This window comes from Archangium sp. (assembly GCF_057119385.1).
The window spans coordinates 52,549-73,219 of the sequence record NZ_DBNGVP010000154.1; the positions used below are offsets into that span (position 1 = coordinate 52,549).

A 20,671-nucleotide genomic window follows, 5' to 3' on the forward strand; every position below is an offset into this window, starting at 1 on the left:
CGCGGTATTCTCCCGCGCCATGGTCTCTTCTCGTCCTCCCGCAGCCTCCTACGTCCTCATCGACGCCGAGAACGTCGACTGGGCCGTCTCCAATGTCGTGGGACGCAAGCCCGAGCCCCAGGATCGCGTGCAGTTCGATCGGCTGGTGGCCTTCTGTGAAGATCACTTCCCCAAGCCCGTGCGCTGTATCGTGGTGCTGAATGCCCGGGGCGAGCAGTTGCCGGATGTGATGATCGGCTTCGTGCGCGCCCTGAAGACCGCCGGCTGTGACGTGGCGCTCCTGCATGGCCGGCCCGATCAGAAGGTGGTGGATCTGGGCATCCTCAAGCTCCTGGAGGCCATCCGCACCCAGCGTCCCAAGGCGGCGGTCGGGCTCGCCAGCCACGACGGGACGGACTTCGCGGACGCCCTGCGCCTGCTCCTCGAGGAGAAGCGGCAGGTGGCCATCCTGGGGCTGCGCGAGTACATGAGCCAGCGCTTCCGGGAGCTCGTCCCCGCCGGGCTGGAGATCCTCGACCTGGAGATGAACGCGAAGGTGTTCCAGCGGCCGCTCCCGCGTCTGCTCCCGGTTCGCGTGGACGAGTTCGATCCCACGCTCTTCCTGTAATCCACGGGGGGCCATGGGGCTCCCTGCTTGAGGATCGCCGGTGATTCGCTAGAACGCGCGTCACCGCGCCCGTCGGCGCGGTCCTCTGGATGGGAAGGTCGACTGCATGGAATTCCGGCAACTGGGTGGCTCAGGCTTCAAGGTCCCCGTGCTCAGTCTGGGCACCGGGACGTTCGGTGGCACCAACGAGTTCTTCAAGGGCTTTGGTGAGAGTGACGTGAAGGAGGCCACCCGCCTCGTCGACATCTCGCTCGAGGCCGGGATGAACATGTTCGACTCGGCCGACATCTACTCCGGTGGAGTGGCCGAGGAGATCCTGGGCCATGCCATCAAGGGCCGGCGCGAGCGGGTGATCATCTCCACCAAGGCCACCTTCCGCGCGGGCGCGGGCCCCAACGACGTGGGCTCGTCGCGCCACCATCTCATCCGCTCCGTCGAGGGCAGCCTGCGCCGCCTGGGCACGGACTACATCGATCTCTTCCAGCTCCACGGCTTCGACGCCGTCACGCCGGTGGAGGAGACGCTCAACACGCTCGATGACCTCGTGCGCAGCGGGAAGATCCGCTACATCGGCTGCTCGAACTTCTCGGGCTGGCACCTGATGAAGTCGCTGGCGGTGTCGGAGCGGTACAACCTGGCCCGCTACGTGGCCCACCAGGCGTACTACTCGCTCGTGGGGCGCGAGTACGAGTGGGAGCTGATGCCGCTGGGCGTGGATCAGAAGGTCAGCGCCGTGGTGTGGAGCCCGCTGGGATGGGGGCGGCTCACGGGCAGGATCCGCCGTGGCCAGCCCATGCCGAAGGACACGCGTCTGCAGAACGCCGTGACGGCCGCGGGCGGACCGCAGGTGCCCGAGGAGTACCTCTACCAGGTCGTGGACGCCCTGGACGCGGTGGCGAAGGAGACGGGCAAGACGGTGCCGCAGATCGCCCTGAACTGGCTGTTGCAGCGCCCCACGGTGGCCAACGTCATCATCGGCGCGCGCAACGAGGAGCAGCTGCGCCAGAACCTGGGGGCCATTGGTTGGAGCCTCACTCCGGAGCAGGTGGCGAAGCTCGACGCGGCCAGCGCCACGCCTCCGGTCTATCCCTACTGGCACCAGAAGCAGTTCAAGGAGCGCAATCCCTTCCCGACCTCCTGAGCCCACCTTATTCACCAACTGCTTCCTCTCTCAGCGACCAGAGGCCCAGAGGCCGAATTTTCGGCATCTGCCGTGCTCATGGCACGGGAACCTCCACGCTTCCACGCACCCAACGGGGGAAGTGGATCATCGCTTCACGAGACGACTCGGAGGCCGAGAATTCGGCCCCGGACGTGCTTCGACGTGCTTCGCAGCTGGTCATGGTGAATAAGGTGGGCTGAGATGAGCGCACTGAGGCTGGGAGAGTTGGTTGGAAAGCCGTATGGGGTGGAGGAAGTTCAGGAGTTCGTTGCCAGGCTGGGAGAGCCGGTGGTCGATGAAGAACTCGGTGCTCCCGAGAAGATTTATTACATGTTCGAATCGCACGGCGTGAGCCTGGTCACGGATAGCGAAACAAACTGCATCAGAACCATCTTTTTGAAGGCTCCTCGCCAGGGCAAGCCTGGCTATTTTGGAAAGCTGCCAGGTGGTCTGGATTTTTCCATGACGCGCGAGCAGGTCCGCAAGGCGCTGCGTGAACCGGACGATTCCAAGTCGTACTACGATGCCTGGGAGGAGGGGTCTCACATCCTGCGGGTGGAGTATTCAGATGACAAAATCAAGATGATCGTTGTCATGGGAGGGTGAGCATGGAGGCTGTCGACCGGATCAGATTGCAGCTCTTGCTGCCGGGTTCCCCTTGGGAGTGGAAGCAGAAACTGCTGGATGTGATGGAGCAGGGGCCTTTGGGGGCGCCGACCCACTGGGGAGAGGCCGAGGGGCTGCGCAAACCTTATCAGCGTGAGACGCTGGTGCGCTTCGGTGATGGGGCGCGTCGCGGGGATGATTCACCCGTGCCGGTGCTGATGCGGACGACTCCGCCGCGCTATAACGCGTCGTGGAGCATGAGTGACAGTGTTCCCGGCTGGCTATGCATCGACAGCCGGATGAGGTTGAGACCCGAGGATCCATGTCTCTTCTTCGAATTGGCTAAACGACTGGCCACTGTCCTGCCCGTGGAGTACGGCTTGGTGGACATCCAGTTCCAGGAAGCCGCTTCGGAGTTGCTGTTGAAGGAAGGGAACTTGCAGCATCCGCGGGGCTACGTACGTTGGGGCCCGGATACGCTCTTTGCCCGGACGTTCTTTGGGCCGCGGTTGGTGCGATTGATGGGAGAGGCGAGTCTTTGGGGTTGTGGGGCCGTGGTACACAGGCTTGACAACGGTGCGGTGATGTTAGACCTGTTGCAAGAGCCGTGGCTGCAGGGCGCTGCAGTGCTCAAGCAGCGGCAGCAGCAAGTGTTCTCCCAACTCGTGCGCACGGGCATCTTCTCCCGCTCGGAGGCTGGGTGGACGAAGCCAGGGGAGCGCTGGGTGCCCCCAAGCGGTGCCGAGCCCTGAGTTTGGGCTTGCCCTGGTTACAAGGCTCTCCCGCCGTGACCTGAGGAGTCGCGCCGCGTCGGGATGGATTCTCGGCTCGCTCCCTGGGGGAGCGGGGAGCTTCACGGAGGGCTGGAAAAGCGCGCGCCGCTCGGGCAATGAACGGGTGTGCGCATCGTCTCCTGGAACGTGAACGGGCTGAGGTCGGCCCACAAGAAGGGCTTCCTGGACTGGCTGGCGGCCGAGAAGGCCGACGTGGTGGGCGTGCAGGAGGTGCGCGCTCGCGAGGAGCAGCTGCCCGAGGAGGTGCGTGCGCCCAGGGGCTGGCGCACCACCCACTTCGTCGCGGCGGAGCGCCCCGGCTACAGCGGGGTGGGCCTCTTCGCGCGCAAGGGGCTGGACGACGTGGAGACGGTGCTGGGCGTGAAGGAGATGGACGCCGAGGGCCGGCTGCAGGTGGCCCGCATCGGGCTGCTCACGGTGGTCAACTGCTACTTCCCCAACGGCAACGGGAAGGAGCGGGACAACAGCCGCATCCCCTTCAAGCTGGCCTTCTACCGGCGTCTCTTCGCGCGGCTGGAGAAGGGCCTGCGCGACGGCGAGCGCATCCTGGTGATGGGGGACTTCAACACGGCGCATCAAGAGATCGATCTGGCCCGTCCCAAGGACAACCGGGAGACGAGTGGCTTCCGCCCCGAGGAGCGCGAGGAGCTGGACCGGTGGATCCGCGCGGGCTGGGTGGACACCTTCCGCCACTTCGAGAAGGGCTCGGGGCACTACAGCTGGTGGAGCCAGCGCTTCGGCGTGCGCGAGCGCAACGTGGGCTGGCGCCTGGACTACGTGCTGGCCTCACCCGGGGCCATGCCCTATGTGAAACGGGCGGCCATCCACCCCCACATCCTGGGCTCGGACCACTGCCCGGTGAGCGTGGATCTGGACCCCAAGGTCCGGCGCTGATAGGGCGGGAGGCACTTCATGAACGCTCTGCTCTCCATGTATGTGTGGCTGGAAACCGGCCTGGTGGCCCTGGTGGGCTTCTGCCTGCAGGCTCCCCTGGTCATCACCTGGCCCTTCGACAAGCGCAAGGTGATCACCGGCCGGGCCTTCCGGCTCATCGGCGTCACCGCGGCGAAGCTCAACCCCTTCTGGAAGTTCGGCATCCACGGCAAGCCGGTGCCCCCCGGGCCCCGGACCGTGGTGGTGAGCAACCACGAGTCCAACGCGGACCCGTTCATCATCTCCTTGCTGCCGTGGGAGATGAAGTGGCTGGGCAAGGCCTCGCTCTTCAAGATTCCCGTGGTGGGCTGGAGCATGTGGCTGGCCGGGGACATCCCCGTGCGCCGCGGCGAGAAGGACTCGGCCCAGGCGGCCATGGCCATCTGCGCCCGCTGGCTGGACAAGGGCATGCCGGTGATGATCTTCCCCGAGGGCACGCGCTCGAAGACGGAGGATCTGCTGCCCTTCAAGGACGGCGCCTTCCGGCTGGCCATCGAGACGGGCGCCGACGTGCTGCCCATGGCGGTGAGTGGCACGCGCCGCGCCCTGCCGAAGCACTCGTGGCGCTTCGCCACCTCGCGCGCGCTGGTGACGGTGGGTACGCCCATCTCCACCCAGGGCATGACGCTCGCGGACGTGGAGCGGCTCAAGCAGATGGCCCGGGAGCAGATCCTCGCGCTCCGGGCCACGCTGATGCCGCTCACCGGTGTCGAGGGCGGGGAGCCCTCTTCGCCGCCGCCCGCATGAGACCGGGGCCGTCCTCCAGGGCTCGCCCATCACCGGCTTGACGGGCGAGGCCGTGATTTCGTGTGCTTCGGGACACTCGCCCAGCAGAGCACGACCTGAGAGGTACGCGGTGTCCGTTCGGAAGCCTGGTTCTCCCTGGACTCGAGCCCATTCGCCTTCCCTGTGTCTGCTCGCTATCCCGGCCGTCTTGCTCCTGGGTGGCCCCGTCAGCATCCCGTCCCAATCCTCCTGGGGTGGGGCACTCACTGGCGGTCAGGCCCGATTCAACCAGTCCTGTGGCGCGGCGTGCGCCGCTCCGGTCAATGCGAGCACGGGGGAGATCCTCGCGCCAGCCGCGACCCGGTTGGGTCCGGTGGTCGAAAAGGCCGCCCAGGCTATCGAGGCGGCTCAGGGCCTCCTGACCATTCAGCGGCTCCTCACCGAGTCGGAGTTGGCCAAAGTCCAGACCGTTGTCGAGCAGTGCGTGGCCCAGGCGCATGCGGACGTCAACGAGGCCTTCCAGAAGCAGGAGGGGGGCTTTCCGTTCAAGAATGGGAAGTTCCCGAACGATGCCGAGTGCAACCGGGTCGTGCGCATCGACGAGCAGGGCGGAAAGGTCACGCTTGCCCAGCAACTCGGGCTTCTGAAGCACGCCGCCGCCTTCGCCTGTATCCGGCAGCGCCTCCCGGAGGATCTCCGGAGCAGTGTCTCCGTCGAGCCGCGCTACAAGGGTGACCCCGACATCAACGGCGCCGTTCTCACGAACAACAAGCTCGGTTCCATCAAGCCCGATTTCGTGGTGCATGCCACTCGGAACGCGACCAACATCCAGTGTGTTTTCGAGTTCAAGTTTCCTTGTCTCGAAAGACACCGGCTCGACCCGATGAGCTCTCCGGGGGTGCAGGACCAGTTGAATGGCTACCTGTACCTCTCCAGGAACTGCCAGGTGATGCTCGTGACACCCGCCGGGCCCAAGCCGTACGAGGGGAAATGAGCGCCAGCGGCTACCCCCGTCTTCGCCTTCGTGGCGTTCCAGAAGTCCGGGTGCTGAGCAGTGGAGGCGCTCCGCATCCGCGGCGGCAGTTGCTTGCGCGGGAGGTGTTTCGCGTCGCTTTCTACATGCCGCACGATCACCCGGAGAGCTCCCTCGGGGTGCGTCATGCCATCGACTGCTACATGCGTGCCGTGGGAGTGGGGCCCGGGACCATCCACTTCGTCAGCTTCTCCCATGACGAAGGCTCCGTCTTGACGGAGGAACAGTGGGGTTGGGTCCGGCGTCTTCTCGAGGACACGCGGCGCTGGTCCTTCCCCTCCGATTATGAGGCCTGGAAGCAGAGGGAGATCGAGAAGCGGCGCTTCGAGCGAGGGCTCCTCTTCAGTGGAGGCTCTGGCATCCGAAATGGTTACGAGCTCGAATACAGGGCTCGTATTCCGTGGCGGCCTGCCCCCGAGACACCGCCCGTGAGCCTGCTCACGGCAACGCTTCCCCTCGAGTACGTCGAAGAGCATGGGCCCACCCATGTGCGCCAGCTGGTGCTCGACATGGCCTCCCAGCTGCTTTTCGCCTCCGGGCATGCGGGCCTGGCCTTGCGGCTGCATTGGTGGGTACCGCACTCGGACGACGCCTTCCGCATCGAGCCTCTGCGCTACCCAGGCATCGATCTCCGAGAGGCTTGGGGCCAGGAGGAGTGGATGGGTCTTCGGGTGGACGGCGTCCACTGGCTCAATTTCCTGGGTGCCCCTGTGCTCGAGCGGCTCGGCGGTGCCTCGGCCCTGCGTTCCCGGCTGCATTCCGCCGGAACGACGCTGGTGGAGCTCGCCGAGGATCGCGTTGTTGTCTCCCTGGGAGAGCGGCCGGAAGCAGGAGATCTGACCCGAGGGGAGTCCCTTCCCGCGTACCGTGAGCTCGCCCGGGTGCTCGAGCCGTGGCTCGAGCCGCTGTTCCTGCCGCGAACGACGCCCGTTGAGCAGCCCCGGTACACGTTACTTCGCCTCACCGAGGACGAGGCTCGTCGCTGGTGGAGGCGCTTTCTCGATTGAGCCGGCACCCGATTGTCCGCTCAGGACCGGGCCGTCACTCCTCCGTGAAGCGCAGCTCGCAGTCGCCCTTGAGCGTGCCGCTCAGGGCCGCCCCGATGATCTTCTTGAAGAGCTCCTCTCCGTTGATGTTGATGGAGAGCTGATTCTTGTCACCGGCGATGGTGGCCCCCTCGTCGGCCTGGACCTCTCCCCCGATGGCGGTCACATCCCCCGCCACGGTGGCGCCCTTCTGGAGCTGGACGTTCCCGTTGATGGCGGTGGCATCCCCGGAGACGCGGGCGCCAGCCTCCACCGTCACCTTGCCGCGGATGGCCACCACGTCATTCACCGTGGCACCGGCACGTACCACCACGTCCCCGTCGATGGCCACCGCGTCCCGGACCGCGCTCTTGCCATCGACGACCAGGTCCTTGCCCTGGGAGACCAGATCTCCCTTCTTGACGTTGATGGTGCACTTCGAGCCCTTGGCCTCCTTCTTGGCGTCATCGCCCGCGAGGGCGGCGGCGGGCATGGCGAGCAGGGTGACGACGGTCACGGCGGACAGGAGGGACCTGGACATGGCGTGTGGACTCCGGGAGAGCGGCCGCTCGAGGCGGCGCATCCGGTCTACGGACGTCCCCCGGAATGATTGCGGCGCTGGGCGAGGTGGCTTAGCGGGGGATCGGACGCTTTGGGATTCAAGGACACCCGTCACGGTCCGGACGTGTTACGAAGGGGGGCTGCCGAGCTGGGGTAGGACCGCGTGGGGCTCCTCCCCGCTGGATCGAAGACCCATCGGAGCGCGAGAGCGGGTGGACGTTGGCGCAGGCGACAAAGGCGAAGTTTCCAGAGGCGGGACCCTTTCACCAGGCTCTCAAGACGCGGGTAGACCAGTACTTCAAGGACAGTGGGCGTCCGGCGCGAGATCTCCCGGCCATGTACGCCAAGACGGCGGCACTGCTCGGTTGGTTCGCGGGCTCGTATGCCTTCCTCGTCTTCGTGGCGGATGGGGTGGGGAGCGCGCTCCTCGGGTGCGTGTCGCTCGGGCTGGCGATGGCGGGGATCGGCTTCAGCGTCCAGCACGATGCGAACCATGGGGGCTATTCGGAGCGGCGATCGATCAACCGGCTGCTCGCCCTGACGCTCGATGTGCTCGGCGCTTCCTCCTACGTGTGGAGCTGGAAGCACAACATCTTCCACCACAGCCATCCCAACGTGGCCGGGCTCGACGCGGACATCAACATCGAGCCCTTCTGCCGGGTCGCTCCGAGCCAGACGCTGCGTCCGGCCCATCGCTTCCAGCACCTCTACATCTGGATGCTCTACGGGCTGCTCGCGGTGAAGTGGCAGTTCGTCGATGACTTCAAGGACGTGTTCTCCGGCAAGGTCGGGCTGCAGAAGATGCCGCGTCCCACCGGGCGCAAGCTGGCCGGGGTGCTGCTCGGAAAGCTGTTCTTCTTCAGCTGGGCGCTGGTGTTGCCCGCCTTCTTCCATCCCGTGTGGAAGGTCGTGCTCTGCCACGCGCTGACGTCGTTCATCCTCGGGCTCACGCTCGCCAGTGTGTTCCAGCTCGCACACTGCGTGGAGGAGGCGGAGTTCCCCGAGGTGCCGCAAGGGGGCGGCGACTTCACGCGCGAGTGGGCCGTCCACCAGGTGGAGACGACGGTGGACTTCGCGCGTGGCAACCGGCTGCTGTGCTGGTATCTCGGCGGGCTCAACTTCCAGGTGGTGCACCACCTGTTCCCGCGTGTCTGCCACCTGCACTACCCGGCGCTCTCGCGGATCATCGAGAAGACGTGTCTGGAGCACGGCGTGCGCTACCGCGCCCAGGACAACGTGCGCGCGGCCCTGGGGAGCCACGTGCGTTGGCTCAAACGAATGGGCAAGCCCCTGGCCTTGGAGGCCGTGTGATGAAGGATGAGACTGGGGAGAAGGTCCGCTTCGGGCGTGGGCAGAAGTTCCGGCTCTCCTCGAGGGGCAACGAGGCCGTGTCGGCGTATACGCTCATGGTCGAGAAGGCCCGGGCCGGCTCGGGGCGCGCGCAGTTCGACGCGGCCCGGGGTGATTGGAGCGGGCCTCGTGGCCTGTCTTCCGAGGATGGCCTCTACCTCGTGGAGTTCGGGGTGGGGGAGCGGACGATCTCCGAGGTGACGCGCAACCTCGAGGACTGCGCCAGCCCCAAGGAGGTCAAGGCCGCGATCGATCGCCTGCTGGAGTGCGGCATGCTCGAGCCGGTCGCCGTGCCGGTGCCTCCCCCCGCGCCGCCGCGCCGCTACTGGTAGGCCGCCGGGCCCGGCCCCGGGGGCCGGTTGTGCATTCGACGGCCTACATGGTCCGCCGTGCGATTCAGACTGGCGGCTCGCTGGGGCCCTGAGGCTCAGCCGCCCACGAGCTCGCGCAGCCGCGAGACGAAGCCGCGCACGTCCTCCTCGGTGGTGTCGAAGGACGTCATCCAGCGCACCTCGGAGGTGGACTCGTCCCAGACGTAGAAGAAGGCGTGCTCCTGCATCCGGGGGATGAGCTCCTTGGGCAGGGTGGCGAAGACGCCGTTGGCCTGGGTGGCCCGGGTGATGCGCACCTTGGGGATCGACGAGACCTCCCGGGCGAGCAGCGCCGCCATGGCATTGGCGTGGCGCGCGCTCTTCAGCCAGAGGTCATCCGTGAGGAGCGCCTCGAACTGGGCGGCCACGAAGCGCATCTTCGAGGAGAGCTGCATGCCCTGCTTGCGCAGGAAGCGGAAGTCCGGCGCCAGCTTGGGCTCGAAGACGACCACGGCCTCGCCCACCATCAGGCCGATCTTGGTGCCGCCGAACGAGAGGATGTCCACGCCGCAGTCGGTGGTGATGGCGCGCAGCGGGACACCGAGCGCGGCGGCGGCGTTGGAGATGCGGGCGCCGTCCATGTGCAGGTACATGCCATGGCGGTGCGCCAGGTCCGCGAGCGCGCGGATCTCCTCGGGCGTGTAGACGGTGCCCATCTCCGTGGTCTGGGAGATGGAGATGACGCGGGGCTGCACGTGGTGCTGGTCTCCCAGGCCGCGGATGCGCGGCTCCACGAGCGCCGGGGTCAGCTTGCCGTCCGGGGTGGGGATGTCCACCAGCTTGCAGCCGGTGGCCTTCTCCGGGGCGCCACACTCGTCCACGTTGATGTGCGCGGACTCGGCGCAGAGGATGGCGTGGTACGGCTTCAGGAGCGCGCTCAGGCCCAGCACGTTGGCGCCGGTGCCGTTGAAGACGAAGTGCACGTCCACGTGCGAGCCCAGGTGCTCGCGGAACTTCGCCACCGCGCGCTCGGTCCACGGGTCGCCGCCGTACGCCAGGGCGTGGCCCACGTTGGCCTTGGCAATGGCCTCGAGGATCGTCGGGTGGATCCCCGCGTTGTTGTCGCTGGCAAAACCTCGCTTCGGATTCATTCGGTCGTCCGCTCCTGTCGTTCCGTGCTCAGGGCCGGCCCTGTTGGGCCTTGGCCTGCTTGAAGAGTTCCTGCTCCGCCTTCTCGCGCGGGTGGCCGCCCGCCAGCCGCGTGTCGATGGCCAGCTTCAGCTCCACGTCCGGCCGCGAGAACACCACGGCCGCCGCCTGCTCCAGCACCACGTCTCCCGCCGCCTTCGCCAGCAACCAGTCCGCCATCTCGGGGCGCACCTTCGCCCGCTCACGCGCGTGCTCGGCCGCCTCCTTCAGCTCCGGCTGGGCCCGCAGCGCCTCCGCCACCTCCGCGCCCGAGGGACCCGTCAGCGCCCGGTGCAGGATCGTCCCCATTCCCTGGATGCGCCGCTCCTGCTTCCACACCTTCTCCAGCGCCGCGGACTTCGCCGCTCCACGCTCCAGCGCCACGGTGGCCAGTGCCCACTCCAGGGACGAGCTCACGCCGAGCTGCGGCCAGAGCCTGGCGGCCTCGCGGTAGGCCTCCACCATCGGGGCGAGCTGCTCCGGCTTCAGATCGAAGTAGTGCTGCTTGCCGAGGTTATCGCCCAGCAGGTGCCAGGCCGCCGCGATCGTGGGCGCGTGGTTCGTCTGCTTCGCCCGCTTCAGCGTGGCCTCGGACCAGGCCACGTGCTGGGTCATCCACTTGCCGACCTTCGCGTCCATCTCGCCCGACTCCCACCTCTTGCGGGTCAGCATCCCGGCGCTTGCCTCGAAGGACGGCAGCGTCTCCAGCCGCTTCGCCAGCGACGCCAGGCCCTGCGTGTCCTGGTGCCACCGCAGCCACTGCAGCTGGCGCTCCCAGGCCGAGGCCTTCCCCGGTGACAGGGTCTGCTCCTGCTGGCTCAGCTCCTGGCTCCGGCGCAGCGAGGGATCCGCATCCAGCGCTCGCAGCACCTCCTCGCGCAGTGGGCCATCGAGCAGCGTCCCGAGCAACTCCCGCGCCTCGTCATCCCGCAGGTGAAGCGCCCTGGTGCGCACGAAGCGCTCCAGGACGGTGATCTTGCCCAGGTACTCCAGCGCGTCCGCGAGGTTGCCCACCACCAGGGAGTTGTCCGGCGCCAGCCGCACCGCGTCCTCCAGGTACTTCACCGACGAGCGCAGGTGCGTCACGTCTCCCGTCGCCCGGTAGCGGCCCATGAGCGCCGTGGCCGTGTTGTTGGCGGCCGTCGCGTTGTGCTTCGCCTCGCGGGCCCGGAAGGCCACGTTCTTCGCCAGGGCGCGATCGGCGTCCTCCAGCCGGCTCTCGCGCAGGGCGCGGTAGGCCTCCAGTTGCAGCAGATCGTCCTGGATGGCCGGTGAGCGCGGATCGCTCTTGCGCAGCCACTTCTCCTCCTCGTCCTCGTCCGTGGCCATGCGGGCCAGGGCGATGGCCGCGCCGTACTTCATCTCCGGTTCCGTCGCGGTGTCGTAGACCTCCTCGCAGAGCGGCCGGGCCAGGTCGAGCCGATCCAGCTCGCGGTAGACATGGACCACCTGCAGCGTGAGCTCCGGCTCCTTGCGCTCCACCACGCCGCGCAGCTCCGTGTCTCCCTCCTCGCTCCGGCCGAGCCGGTGGTACACCTGCCCCAGTCCCAGGTGGAAGCGCGGATCTCCCTCGGCGTCCTGGCGGATGGAGAGGAAGACGCGCTCGGCCTCGCCCAGCAGCGCCTGGCGCGCCTCGCCCTCCAGCTCGTTGGCCCGCATCAGCTTCACCATGCCCAGCATGAGCGAGGCCGGCACCACCGACTGGTGACGCAGGTACTCCTCCCGCAGCTTCTCCAGGCGGGGGTCCGCCTCCATCTGCTCGGACAGCCACTCGTTGAAGATCTTCCGCTGCTGCTCCTCGCTGCCGGAGGCCACCTCCAACCGGTTCGACACCTCGGCGGGGAGCTGGCCCGTGCGCGCCCGCGCGACGAGCCGCTCCTGCAGTGCGTCCGCCTCCTCCGCGTACTTGCGCTGCACGCGCTGGAAGGACTCCAGGCGATCGGCGACGTAGGTGGAGAGCACCGCATCCGCCTCGGGCAACTGTCCCAGGTCCCGGTAGCAGAGGCCGAGCATCATCTGCGCATCGCCCGTGAGCCGCCCCATGGGCCCGAGCGCCGTCAGGGTGGCCATGGCCTCCTTCGCATCTCCCTGGGCGCGCGCCAGGCTGGCCATCGCCACGGCCAGCTCCTGGTTGCCAGGAGATGCCTTCAAGGCCTGGGCGATCTTCGCCCCGTCGCCCTCCTCGATGAGCGCCTTGTCCTTCGCGTTCGTGGCGACGGCCGCCTCCAGCCGCTTGCGGTAGAGGGCCACCTTGTCGCCGCGGGACGTGTTCTGGTCCTTGTGCTTCGTCCACGCCTCCACATCACCGGAGGCCTCCAGCCACAGCGAGGGCGCCTCGCCGAAGGTGTCGATGATGGCCTCGGCCGCGGCCAGTGACTCCTGGCCAGGGAGCCGGACGTAGAGCGAGAGGGCCCGCAGGGGCTGATCCTTCACGAGCCGCTCCGCCTGGCCGCGCATGAGCGCCACCCGCCGCTCCTTCAGCGCGGGAGTGCCCGCCACCCGCAGCGCGTCCTCCACCACGGTGAGTGCCGCCCGCGCGTCCGCCGTCGTCTCCTGGCCGATCTCCCGGGCGCAGGCGTCGAGCCGCTCGCCGAAGCGGGCCGAGGGCTCGCCGCTGATCGCGCTGGAGGGCAGGGTGCTGATGCCCGTCACCACGCGGCCCACCGCCTCCACCGAGTCCTTCGTGCAGGGCGTGGGCAGGCCCGCGAGGCTCAGGCTCACCACGGCGTCCCCCGCCCGGGCCCGCGCCGAATCATCCGTATGCGCGTCGATGACGGAGCGGTAGCGCTCGATGGCCTGCTCGCGCGAGAGCGTGGCCTCCGCCTTCTGGGCCTCCTCCAGCGCCAGCCGCGCCAGGCGCTCCGGCGAGTTCAGGTAGCCGTCCACGCCCGACCAGAGCAGCGAGCCCGCGATCCCGGCGAGCACCAGCCGCTGCCACACGCGCGTCACGGGGCCGAGCGACTCCTTGGAGTAGAACTGGTACGCGTTGCCTTCCACCTCGCGCACCCGGTAGGCCGTCAGCGGGAACACGGGGATGAAGATCAGGCTGATGAAGTACGTGGCCACGTAGGAGCCGTCCGGGGCCTCGTCGCGCTTGCCGTACAGCCCCACGCCGCAGCCGTTGAGGCGGAAGAGGGTGGGGGCGCCATTCAGGGGGCGCGAGCCCCGGAGCGCGGTCTGGGCCGCCTGCTTCAGCACCAGCTGGCGGGTGTCCTTCACCACGCGCTTGAGGAGGGCGTCCGCCTTGTCGAAGCGGCCCTTGCCCAGGAGCCACCCCGCGTACGCGAAGCGGCAGAAGACGTCCGGCTCGGCCAGTCCGGCCTCGAGCTCCGCGCGCTGCGCGGCGTCCTCGCACAGCTTCACGGCCTTCTCCAGCAGGCGGCGGCAGCCCTCGGCGCTGCCCGTGGCGTGCAGGAGCGCCGCGACCCGGCTGGCCACGCCCGCCACCCGCTTGCGCACGAGCACCTTCAGCTCGGCCTCGTCGGCCTCCTCCAGCGCGCCGGACAGGCCGTCGAGCACCCGCTCCATGCCCTGACGCACCATGTCCACGCGGACCGTCATGCCCTTCCAGTCCGTCCGCTCCGGATCCGGCTCCAGCACATCCTCGGCGAGCAACCCCGCGACATGGCGGATGTCCTCGGCCAGCGTGTTCAAGCGCTCCATCGGTTCCCCCCTCCAGGGACTGAATGCGCGCGGGACCATAGGCGATACGCCCGGTGGGGGCGAGCCCCCGTCACGCCAGGCGCCACTCTTGCAGAGTCCACGGAATGGAGCCCGGGGAGGGCCCTCACGTGGACATGACGACGCACCGGCGCGACCTCGCCATCTGGGGCTACGCCTTCGGCTACTTCGCTTGCTACGCGCCCTACAGCGCGCTCACCAAGGCGCTTTCACGCGGAGCGTTGGACGGAATGACGCGCGGTATCTCCGGATTCGAGCTGCTGCCCTGGAGCACGCTCGCGTCCGGGGTGGGCATGTTCCTCTTCCTCACCGCGCGGGGCTGGTGGCAACACGCGAGCACCCGCACGGTGCTGGGCGTGAGGGTGCCCTTCCCCGGCCCGTGGACGTTCCTCTCGGGGCTGTGCTCGGCGGCCATCATCGCCACCACCACGCTGGCCTATACCTTCAGCGGCACGTCCATCGTCTTCATGATGCTGCTCATGCGCGGGGGCGTGCTCATCCTCGCGCCGGTGGTGGACCTGCTGAGCCGGCGCCGGGTGGCGTGGCCCTCGTGGGTGGCGCTCGGGCTGAGCTTCGGCGCCGTGGCGGTGGCCACCGCGCCCGGTGTGGATGCCCGCGTCACCACGGCGGCGCTGGTGGACCTGGGCGTGTACCTGCTCGGCTACTTCATCCGGTTGCGCTTCATGAGCCACCTGGCCAAGACGGGGGAGCCCACGGCCGGCATCCGCTACTTCGTCGAGGAGCAGATGGTGGCCACGCCCGTCCTCGTGGCGGCCCTGGCGGTGGGCGCGCTCATCGGCGAGGGGCCCGTGCTCACCGACATCCGCCACGGCTTCACGGAGCTGTTCTCGCGCGGGCGGGTGCTCGAGGAGCTCTTCGTGGGCGTGCTGTCCCAGGGCACCGGCATCTTCGGAGGCCTCATCCTGCTGGACCACCGGGAGAACTCCTTCTGCGTCCCGGTGAACCGCGCCTCCAGCATCGTCGCGGGCGTGGTGGCCACGGGGCTGCTCTCCGCGCTGCTCGGAATGCCGGGCGCGGGGAAGCGGGAGCTGGTGGGTGCCGCGCTGGTGATGGGGGCCATGCTGGTGCTCGGCCTCCCCACGGTGCTCGCGGCCCGCCGCGCGGCGAAGCGGGCCGCTGGACTCCCGGAGGCTGGCGCTCCGGGACGGTGAGGCTACTTCTCCTCGGTCACGTGCAGCGTGAGGACGGGGCAGGGGGCCCGGGCGATGACCTTCTGGGCCACGCTGCCCAGCAGCAGCCTCGGCAGGCCCCGGCGGCCGTGCGTGCCCATGACGATCAGATCGAACCCGCCCGTCTCGGCGACGCGCAGGGTGGCCGCGGCGGGCTCACCCACCTCCAGCCGCTGGGTGATGGGACCCGGGGCGTTGAGCTCGCCGATGAGCGTGGTCAGCTCCTGGCGGGCCGCATCCAGCGCCGTCTTCTCCAGCGACTGGGGATTCCAGCCCGGCGCGGCCACCAGGAGATCCGGCGCCACGTACTGGGGCGGCTCCCAGGCGTGCATCACCTCGATGGAGGCATTGAACGGTTTGGCCAGCTGCACCGCGTAGTCGATGACGGCCTTGGAGCCCTCCATCAGGTCCACGGGGACGAGGATGCGAGAAGGCGTGGGCATGGATATTCCCTCCGTTGCGGCCCGGACCCTGGAGTGGGGCGGGTGCTCTGCTGCTTCATCCCTGGAAGATGCGTGCCAGGGCCGTTTCACGCACCGTGGGGTGTCCGCGCGCAAACTCTTCCGCGCGGTGCGGAAGGGGCGCAAGCCTTGCGCGGGACGGCGGCCTGCCCGGAGGGGTGGGGGCGGGGCCCGGGGGTGTCCGAAATGAAAAACGGCGGCCCCGTGAGGAGCCGCCGCTGGTCCCCGCGCGCCCCAGAGACGCGCGGGAACACCTGAAGCCGGAATTACAGGCCGATCTCGGCCAGGCGGGCGCGGATGGCCGTGGCCTCGACGCCCCGGTTGGAGGCGCTGGTGCTGTAGTTGGTGCCGACGCCCACGTGGTGCAGGCCGATCACCAGGTGCGCGTTGGCGGCGCCCGCGCCCGCGAACACCGGCGAGCCGGAGGAGCCGCCCAGCGTGTCCGCGTTGTAGGACAGCTCGTTGGTGGTCACGTTGGTGTTGAGCACGGTGCCCGGCGAGTACTTCTTGTTGGGCACGCAGCTCGGGGTCGCGATGTAGTCGCAGTTCTGGTGGACGATGTACATCGCGGAGCTGTTGGCCGCGTTGGTGCTGGCCACCGTCAGCTTCCCGTACACCTGGCCGGGCAGGTAGCCGTTGAGGGGCTTGCACGTGAGGACGGTCATGTCCTCGGCCGTCCAGGTGCGCACGAAGGTGGAGCAGTCGTACCAGATGCGGCTGGTGGAGGCGACGCCGTTCTCGTAGTTGAAGGACACCCGGGCGCCCACCGCGTCCGCGCTGCTGCCGACGCAGTGGTTGTTGGTGACGATCTTGTCATTGGCCACCAGCCACGCGGTGCAGCGGCTGCCCACGGCGGGGATGGACAGATAGCCCACCGCCTTGGAGCGGATGCGCTCGGTGCTGGTGGAGCTCAGCGACGTGACCTCCGACCAGTTCACCGAGCCGACGATGACAGGGGACTCGACCGAGGCCGCGTCGGCGTTCGGAACGTCCTCGGGCAGCTCCGCCACACCACAACCCGTCAGACCCACCACGAGGAACGCACGGACCAGCTTCAGGCTCATAAAGGGGCTCTCTCTCTGTCGCGCGGGGAAGTGCGCGCGGCCAGTCTGATGGCACTTGCCGTGCCAATCCCCCAAGTGGCTGTTTTCACTCGGGACAGGTCCTTTCTCATGGGCTGATGGTGGTGCGTCCGCGCTCCTGTTTCTGGGTTGTAGATGTAAAAGGGTTGCACAAATCCGGACGAAACCCGAGTCGGCCCCGGACCTTATGGGCTCCAAGCGAGTGTCCTGAAACAGAACATCATGCTTTCTGGGATTTGTAGCGAAAACGGACAATTCACGCGGCATGTCCGGGGAGCAGGGGGGCGTGGGGGGCGCTCGGCCCGACGCGCCATGTGAGGGTTGTGCCAGGTGCCTAGTTTTCCTCTTTGGCGGAAGGAGGAGCCATGCGTCCACCCATTGACTCGGGCACGGTCCTCATCACCGGGGCCTCCTCGGGGATTGGCAGGGAGCTCGCCCGCCAGCTCGCCCGCCGGGCCCGGACCCTGGTGCTGGTGGCGCGCCGGGAGGAGCGCCTGGAGGCCCTGCGCGACGAGCTGCTCGAGCGCAACCCCACCCTGGGCGTGGTGGTGGAGCGGTGCGATCTGGCCCAGCCGGACGAGGTGGACTCGCTCCTGGACTCGCTGCACCGGCACCTGGTGCGGGTGGACGTGCTGGTGAACAACGCCGGCCTGGGGGACTACGGCCTCTACGAGCAGGAGAGCTGGGCGCGCATCCACCAGATGGTGCAGGTGAACGTGACGGCGCCCCTGCTGCTCACCCACCGGTTGTTGCGGCGCATGGTGGAGCGCAAACGCGGCGGCATCCTCAACATCGGCTCCTGTTGGGCGCGGGCCTTCCTCCCGGGCCTGGCCGTCTACAACGGCACCAAGCACTTCCTCGATGGGTTCACCGAGTCGCTGCGGCTGGAGTTGATGGGCACGGGGGTGGTGGTGACGCAGGTGGCGCCCGGGCCCGTGGACACCGAGTTCAACGAGGTCGCGGGCACCCAGACACTCGCCGGCCGGGCTCCGTCGTGGTTGCGCATCTCCGCGGCGCAGTGTGCCCGCGAGGCCCTCGAGGGATTCGATCGGGCCCGGCCGCTCGTGCACCCGGGCCTCGCGTACCGGTGGTTGGTGCGGATGTCGTCGCTCATGCCCCGGGGCGTGCTGCGGGCCGCGGGCCTTCCGGCCGCCCGACAGCTCCGGCACGGCACCTCGCTGCTGGATCCCGCGCACCCGGATACCGGCCAGCGCGTGTTGCTGGCCGGGGGTCCCGAGGGGGTGTGAGCATAGGGCTCGTGGTGTGGGGGCCGTCTATACTGGCGGGCCTATGAGCCACCATGTGTTGGCAGTTTTGAGTCTCCTGTTGCTGTCCGCCTGTAGCATGCCGTACCCCGCCGCGGGAAACGCCGACGCGGGCTCCGGTAGTGATGCGGGACTCGACGGAGGGCAGACGGATGCCGGAGGGGAATACGATCTCCCATCGATTCCCTACACGGTGGACCCGGCCCCGCCCATCGAGGCTCCCCAGGAGACCTGGACGTTCGTCCCGGTTCCCGACGCCCACTGCGCCAACGGCACGTCCACGGGCATGGCCGTCAACCTGACCGGCCGCTCCAACCAGGTCGTCATCTTCCTCGCTGGCGGCGGCGCGTGTTGGGAGGCGGCGGCCTGCGCGCTCGGCACCGCCACGCACATCAACGACACCATGGGCGAGGGCCCCGTCCTGGCCGAGGCCCGGGCATCGAATCTGGCGGTGTTCTTCGACCGCGCCGACACCGGCAACCCGTTCCGTGACGCGAGCTTCGTCTACATTCCCTACTGCACCGGAGACCTTCACGGCGGGACGCGCGTCCACACCTATGACTGGTTCGGCCCGAGGAGGCTCGAGCACGTCGGCGCCCGGAACATGGACGCGTACCTGCGGCGGCTGCGGCCCACCTTCCCCAATGCCGGCCGGGTGTGGCTCACGGGGGTGAGCGCGGGGGGCTACGGTGCGACCCTCCACGGGTGGCGCGTGCAGAAGGCGCTGCCGTGGGCGCGGGTCGATGTGCTGAATGACTCGGGGCTCATCATCGACACGGCGGGGGATGGCCGCTACGGAACGATGCGTCAGAACTGGGGCCTCGAGTTCCCTCCCGGCTGCACGCAGTGCGAGGCGGGCCTCTCGGCTGTGCTCGACAGTTCGGCGCGGTTGCTGGCCGCGCCGCGCCGCTACGGCATGCTCGGCTACCTCCAGGACGGAACCATCGCCGCCTACTTCGGACTGACTGGCGCCCAGGTCCAGACCCGGTTGGAGGCGGTGCGCGCCTCGGCGGCCTCGAACATGAAGACGTACTACCTGCCAGGCGATCCGCACGTGGTCCTGTCCACTCCGAATATCGCCACCAGCACGGGGCTCACCGCGAGGGAGTGGGTGCGGAGGTTGGCCGAGGACGACACGACCTGGGAGCACGCGGGCCCTTGAGCCGGCCCCCGTCGGCCGGTGAATCGGAAAAACTCCGGGGGGCGGCCGAAGCGCCCCCGCGCCTCGTGCCGCCCCCCGTGAGGTGCTGCCCGTCTACAGTCCCGCCCCGCTGATCAGACCGGGATGTGGTCGGAGATGATGGGCTCCGGCATGCCCCGCGAGCGGCGTCCGAACTGGGTGCGGATGACCGCGCCGAAGCCCACCAGCGCCGCCGCCACCACCACCAGCGTTCCCAGCACCGGAATCCGCCCCACCACCAGCAACAGCAGCAGCCCCAGCGCCATCACCATCGCCTGCGTCTTGCGGCCGCGCATCACCGGCAGCCGCGTGCCGATGCTGCTCGCCACCGCCGTGAAGCCCACCGCCGCCGCCAGGGGCGGGAGCAGCCACAGCGCCACCGCCACCGGGATGCCGATGATCGTCACCGCGAGGACGATCGACACCACGAGCAGGGGGATGGACGCGGGAAGCAGCGCCAGCGTCCCCACCAGTCCCACCACTCCGCCCGCGAGCGGCTTCGCCTGGATGTCCTCCGCCAGCGCCTTCATCCGCGCGGGGAAGAGCATCTGTCCCAGGAAGCCCAGTCCGAACAGCACCGCGAACTGGATGAGGAAGGCGGCGAAGCCACCGCTCCCGTGCCGCTCCTCCCGCTCCTCGTCGTCATCGCCGGCGTCCGGGTGCTTCGCCTTCCTCAGGCCGTGCTTCAGCTCGCCGGAGATCACCTTGCCGAGCTTCGCGCCGCCGAAGGACTCGGTGCTGCCCTCGACGCGCGCCCCGTCCTGCTTGACGACGGCGCCGCCGAAGGACGAGACGTCTCCCTTCACCACGGCGTTGGGGCCGAGCACCACGTTGCCGCCGAAGGCGTGGGCGTCTCCATCCACCTGGCCGTCGATGTCCAGGTTGCCGCCGAAGACGACCGCGTCATCGTCCACGTGCCCCTTCACCGTCAGGTTGCCGCCGTAGACGACGGCGCTGTCCACCGCCTCGCCCTCCTTGACCTCGATGGAGCGGCCGCGGGCCACCACGTCCCGCGAGCCGTTGCTGGAGCGCCGCGCCTCCTTCATCTTCTGGCGCATGCGCTCCTTCACCTCGTCCTCGTCCACGGCGCTCTCGGCCACCGCGTCCGCGTCGTGCGGGGGCGTGGGCGGCGGAGGCGCCACGGCGGGCACCGGAGGCACGGGGGCCGCCGCGTTGGCGTTCTCCGAGCCCGTCCCCACGGAGCGCACCGTGAAGATGCCGTCCTGCTCGTCCAACTGCAACGAGTGGGCGCGGGCCACGGTGCGCAGCGCCTGCCGGGCGCTCACGTTGTTGAGGTAGACCTCGGCGGGCGCGTCCATCGGGCCGATGAGCACCAGGTTGAGCCCGCCTTCCTCGGAGATCTCCTGGAGCACGTCCTTCAACGTGCCGCGGGCCTGGATGCTGATGGTGGTGTCCTCGGCCTGGGGCTGGGCGTTCCGCGTCTGGGCGAGGGCAAGGGGCGAGGCGAGGAGGGCCGCGGAGAGCAACAGGCCCCGGGAATTGAAGGGTTTCATGG

At 68.6% G+C, this 20,671-nt stretch carries 19 protein-coding genes; 13 read left to right on the forward strand and 6 right to left on the reverse strand.

The genetic code is table 11. The annotated features are described in order from the left end of the window. Window positions 1-19: 19 nt before the first annotated feature. The 8 genes from AC16DP_RS36500 (at window position 20) to AC16DP_RS36535 (ending at window position 6,868) form a co-directional block, all read left to right on the forward strand. Window positions 20-607 (forward strand): NYN domain-containing protein, encoded by a 588-nt coding sequence (locus AC16DP_RS36500; protein ID WP_329726244.1) that lies wholly within the window; start codon window positions 20-22, stop codon window positions 605-607. A gap of 106 nt (window positions 608-713) precedes the next feature. After that, window positions 714-1,748, forward strand: a complete 1,035-nt coding sequence (locus AC16DP_RS36505) for an aldo/keto reductase (RefSeq protein WP_329726243.1) — start codon at window positions 714-716, stop codon at window positions 1,746-1,748. Between the two features lie 222 nt (window positions 1,749-1,970). Beyond that, window positions 1,971-2,375: a hypothetical protein gene (locus tag AC16DP_RS36510; RefSeq protein ID WP_329726242.1), complete on the forward strand. Its 405-nt coding sequence runs from the start codon at window positions 1,971-1,973 to the stop codon at window positions 2,373-2,375. Between the two features lie 2 nt (window positions 2,376-2,377). Continuing rightward, on the forward strand, window positions 2,378-3,127 hold the full coding sequence (locus AC16DP_RS36515) for a hypothetical protein (protein ID WP_329726241.1): 750 nt from the start codon (window positions 2,378-2,380) through the stop codon (window positions 3,125-3,127). A gap of 147 nt (window positions 3,128-3,274) precedes the next feature. Next, a complete protein-coding gene (locus AC16DP_RS36520; protein ID WP_329726240.1) occupies window positions 3,275-4,063 on the forward strand; it encodes an exodeoxyribonuclease III in 789 nt (262 codons plus the stop codon). Window positions 4,064-4,081: 18 nt separating this feature from the next. Continuing rightward, entirely contained in the window at window positions 4,082-4,849 is a 768-nt protein-coding gene (locus AC16DP_RS36525) for a lysophospholipid acyltransferase family protein (RefSeq protein WP_329726239.1), read from the forward strand. A 352-nt stretch (window positions 4,850-5,201) separates the two neighbouring features. Further along, window positions 5,202-5,822, forward strand: coding sequence for a hypothetical protein (locus tag AC16DP_RS36530; RefSeq protein WP_329726238.1), 621 nt, complete (start codon window positions 5,202-5,204; stop codon window positions 5,820-5,822). 104 nt (window positions 5,823-5,926) lie between these two features. Further along, window positions 5,927-6,868 (forward strand): type VI immunity family protein, encoded by a 942-nt coding sequence (locus AC16DP_RS36535; RefSeq protein ID WP_329726237.1) that lies wholly within the window; start codon window positions 5,927-5,929, stop codon window positions 6,866-6,868. A gap of 34 nt (window positions 6,869-6,902) precedes the next feature. On the opposite strand, the gene AC16DP_RS36540 is transcribed toward AC16DP_RS36535, so the two are convergent. Next, on the reverse strand, window positions 6,903-7,427 hold the full coding sequence (locus AC16DP_RS36540) for a polymer-forming cytoskeletal protein (RefSeq protein WP_329726236.1): 525 nt from the start codon (window positions 7,425-7,427) through the stop codon (window positions 6,903-6,905). Window positions 7,428-7,783: 356 nt separating this feature from the next. Between AC16DP_RS36540 and AC16DP_RS36545 the strand changes: the two genes are divergently transcribed. Together AC16DP_RS36545 and AC16DP_RS36550 are read left to right on the forward strand one after the other, a co-directional pair. Continuing rightward, entirely contained in the window at window positions 7,784-8,758 is a 975-nt protein-coding gene (locus AC16DP_RS36545) for a fatty acid desaturase family protein (protein WP_329726235.1), read from the forward strand. Next, complete coding sequence (locus AC16DP_RS36550; protein ID WP_329726234.1) at window positions 8,758-9,129, forward strand: hypothetical protein; 372 nt, start codon at window positions 8,758-8,760, stop codon at window positions 9,127-9,129. Before AC16DP_RS36545 ends, AC16DP_RS36550 begins: the two co-directional genes overlap by 1 nt. A 95-nt stretch (window positions 9,130-9,224) precedes the next feature. Here AC16DP_RS36550 and AC16DP_RS36555 read toward each other — a convergent pair whose 3' ends face one another. Next, window positions 9,225-10,259, reverse strand: coding sequence for a threonine aldolase family protein (locus AC16DP_RS36555; RefSeq protein WP_329726233.1), 1,035 nt, complete (start codon window positions 10,257-10,259; stop codon window positions 9,225-9,227). Window positions 10,260-10,287: 28 nt separating this feature from the next. Further along, window positions 10,288-13,959: a tetratricopeptide repeat protein gene (locus AC16DP_RS36560; RefSeq protein ID WP_329726232.1), complete on the reverse strand. Its 3,672-nt coding sequence runs from the start codon at window positions 13,957-13,959 to the stop codon at window positions 10,288-10,290. A 134-nt stretch (window positions 13,960-14,093) separates the two neighbouring features. Here AC16DP_RS36560 and AC16DP_RS36565 point away from each other — a divergent pair, with 134 nt between their 5' ends. Then, the gene (locus AC16DP_RS36565) at window positions 14,094-15,149 is read left to right on the forward strand and encodes a hypothetical protein (protein ID WP_329726231.1); all 1,056 of its coding nucleotides are present in this window, start codon (window positions 14,094-14,096) and stop codon (window positions 15,147-15,149) included. Window positions 15,150-15,151: 2 nt separating this feature from the next. On the opposite strand, the gene AC16DP_RS36570 is transcribed toward AC16DP_RS36565, so the two are convergent. Together AC16DP_RS36570 and AC16DP_RS36575 are read right to left on the reverse strand one after the other, a co-directional pair. Further along, window positions 15,152-15,610 (reverse strand): universal stress protein, encoded by a 459-nt coding sequence (locus AC16DP_RS36570; RefSeq protein ID WP_329726230.1) that lies wholly within the window; start codon window positions 15,608-15,610, stop codon window positions 15,152-15,154. A gap of 284 nt (window positions 15,611-15,894) precedes the next feature. Then, window positions 15,895-16,692, reverse strand: coding sequence for a trypsin-like serine peptidase (locus AC16DP_RS36575; protein ID WP_329726229.1), 798 nt, complete (start codon window positions 16,690-16,692; stop codon window positions 15,895-15,897). A 383-nt stretch (window positions 16,693-17,075) separates the two neighbouring features. Between AC16DP_RS36575 and AC16DP_RS36580 the strand changes: the two genes are divergently transcribed. Next, a complete protein-coding gene (locus AC16DP_RS36580) occupies window positions 17,076-17,957 on the forward strand; it encodes an SDR family NAD(P)-dependent oxidoreductase (protein WP_329726228.1) in 882 nt (293 codons plus the stop codon). A gap of 58 nt (window positions 17,958-18,015) precedes the next feature. After that, complete coding sequence (locus AC16DP_RS36585) at window positions 18,016-19,137, forward strand: pectin acetylesterase-family hydrolase (RefSeq protein WP_329726227.1); 1,122 nt, start codon at window positions 18,016-18,018, stop codon at window positions 19,135-19,137. Between the two features lie 113 nt (window positions 19,138-19,250). Here the strand turns inward: AC16DP_RS36585 and AC16DP_RS36590 are convergent, their stop codons facing one another. After that, window positions 19,251-20,669 (reverse strand): DUF8173 domain-containing protein, encoded by a 1,419-nt coding sequence (locus AC16DP_RS36590; RefSeq protein WP_329726226.1) that lies wholly within the window; start codon window positions 20,667-20,669, stop codon window positions 19,251-19,253. Window positions 20,670-20,671 lie beyond the last annotated feature (2 nt).

Excerpts from the sequence above, each read along its gene's own strand:
- AC16DP_RS36500 (WP_329726244.1), top strand. The coding sequence starts at position 20 with ATGGTCTCTTCTCGTCCTCCCGCAGCCTCCTACGTCCTCATCGACGCC.
- AC16DP_RS36505 (WP_329726243.1), top strand. The coding sequence starts at position 714 with ATGGAATTCCGGCAACTGGGTGGCTCAGGCTTCAAGGTCCCCGTGCTC.
- AC16DP_RS36510 (WP_329726242.1), top strand. The coding sequence starts at position 1,971 with ATGAGCGCACTGAGGCTGGGAGAGTTGGTTGGAAAGCCGTATGGGGTG.
- AC16DP_RS36515 (WP_329726241.1), top strand. The coding sequence starts at position 2,378 with ATGGAGGCTGTCGACCGGATCAGATTGCAGCTCTTGCTGCCGGGTTCC.
- AC16DP_RS36525 (WP_329726239.1), top strand. The coding sequence starts at position 4,082 with ATGAACGCTCTGCTCTCCATGTATGTGTGGCTGGAAACCGGCCTGGTG.
- AC16DP_RS36540 (WP_329726236.1), bottom strand. The coding sequence starts at position 7,427 with ATGTCCAGGTCCCTCCTGTCCGCCGTGACCGTCGTCACCCTGCTCGCC.
- AC16DP_RS36545 (WP_329726235.1), top strand. The coding sequence starts at position 7,784 with ATGTACGCCAAGACGGCGGCACTGCTCGGTTGGTTCGCGGGCTCGTAT.
- AC16DP_RS36550 (WP_329726234.1), top strand. The coding sequence starts at position 8,758 with ATGAAGGATGAGACTGGGGAGAAGGTCCGCTTCGGGCGTGGGCAGAAG.
- AC16DP_RS36555 (WP_329726233.1), bottom strand. The coding sequence starts at position 10,259 with ATGAATCCGAAGCGAGGTTTTGCCAGCGACAACAACGCGGGGATCCAC.
- AC16DP_RS36560 (WP_329726232.1), bottom strand. The coding sequence starts at position 13,959 with ATGGAGCGCTTGAACACGCTGGCCGAGGACATCCGCCATGTCGCGGGG.
- AC16DP_RS36565 (WP_329726231.1), top strand. The coding sequence starts at position 14,094 with ATGACGACGCACCGGCGCGACCTCGCCATCTGGGGCTACGCCTTCGGC.
- AC16DP_RS36570 (WP_329726230.1), bottom strand. The coding sequence starts at position 15,610 with ATGCCCACGCCTTCTCGCATCCTCGTCCCCGTGGACCTGATGGAGGGC.
- AC16DP_RS36575 (WP_329726229.1), bottom strand. The coding sequence starts at position 16,692 with ATGAGCCTGAAGCTGGTCCGTGCGTTCCTCGTGGTGGGTCTGACGGGT.
- AC16DP_RS36580 (WP_329726228.1), top strand. The coding sequence starts at position 17,076 with ATGCGTCCACCCATTGACTCGGGCACGGTCCTCATCACCGGGGCCTCC.
- AC16DP_RS36590 (WP_329726226.1), bottom strand. The coding sequence starts at position 20,669 with ATGAAACCCTTCAATTCCCGGGGCCTGTTGCTCTCCGCGGCCCTCCTC.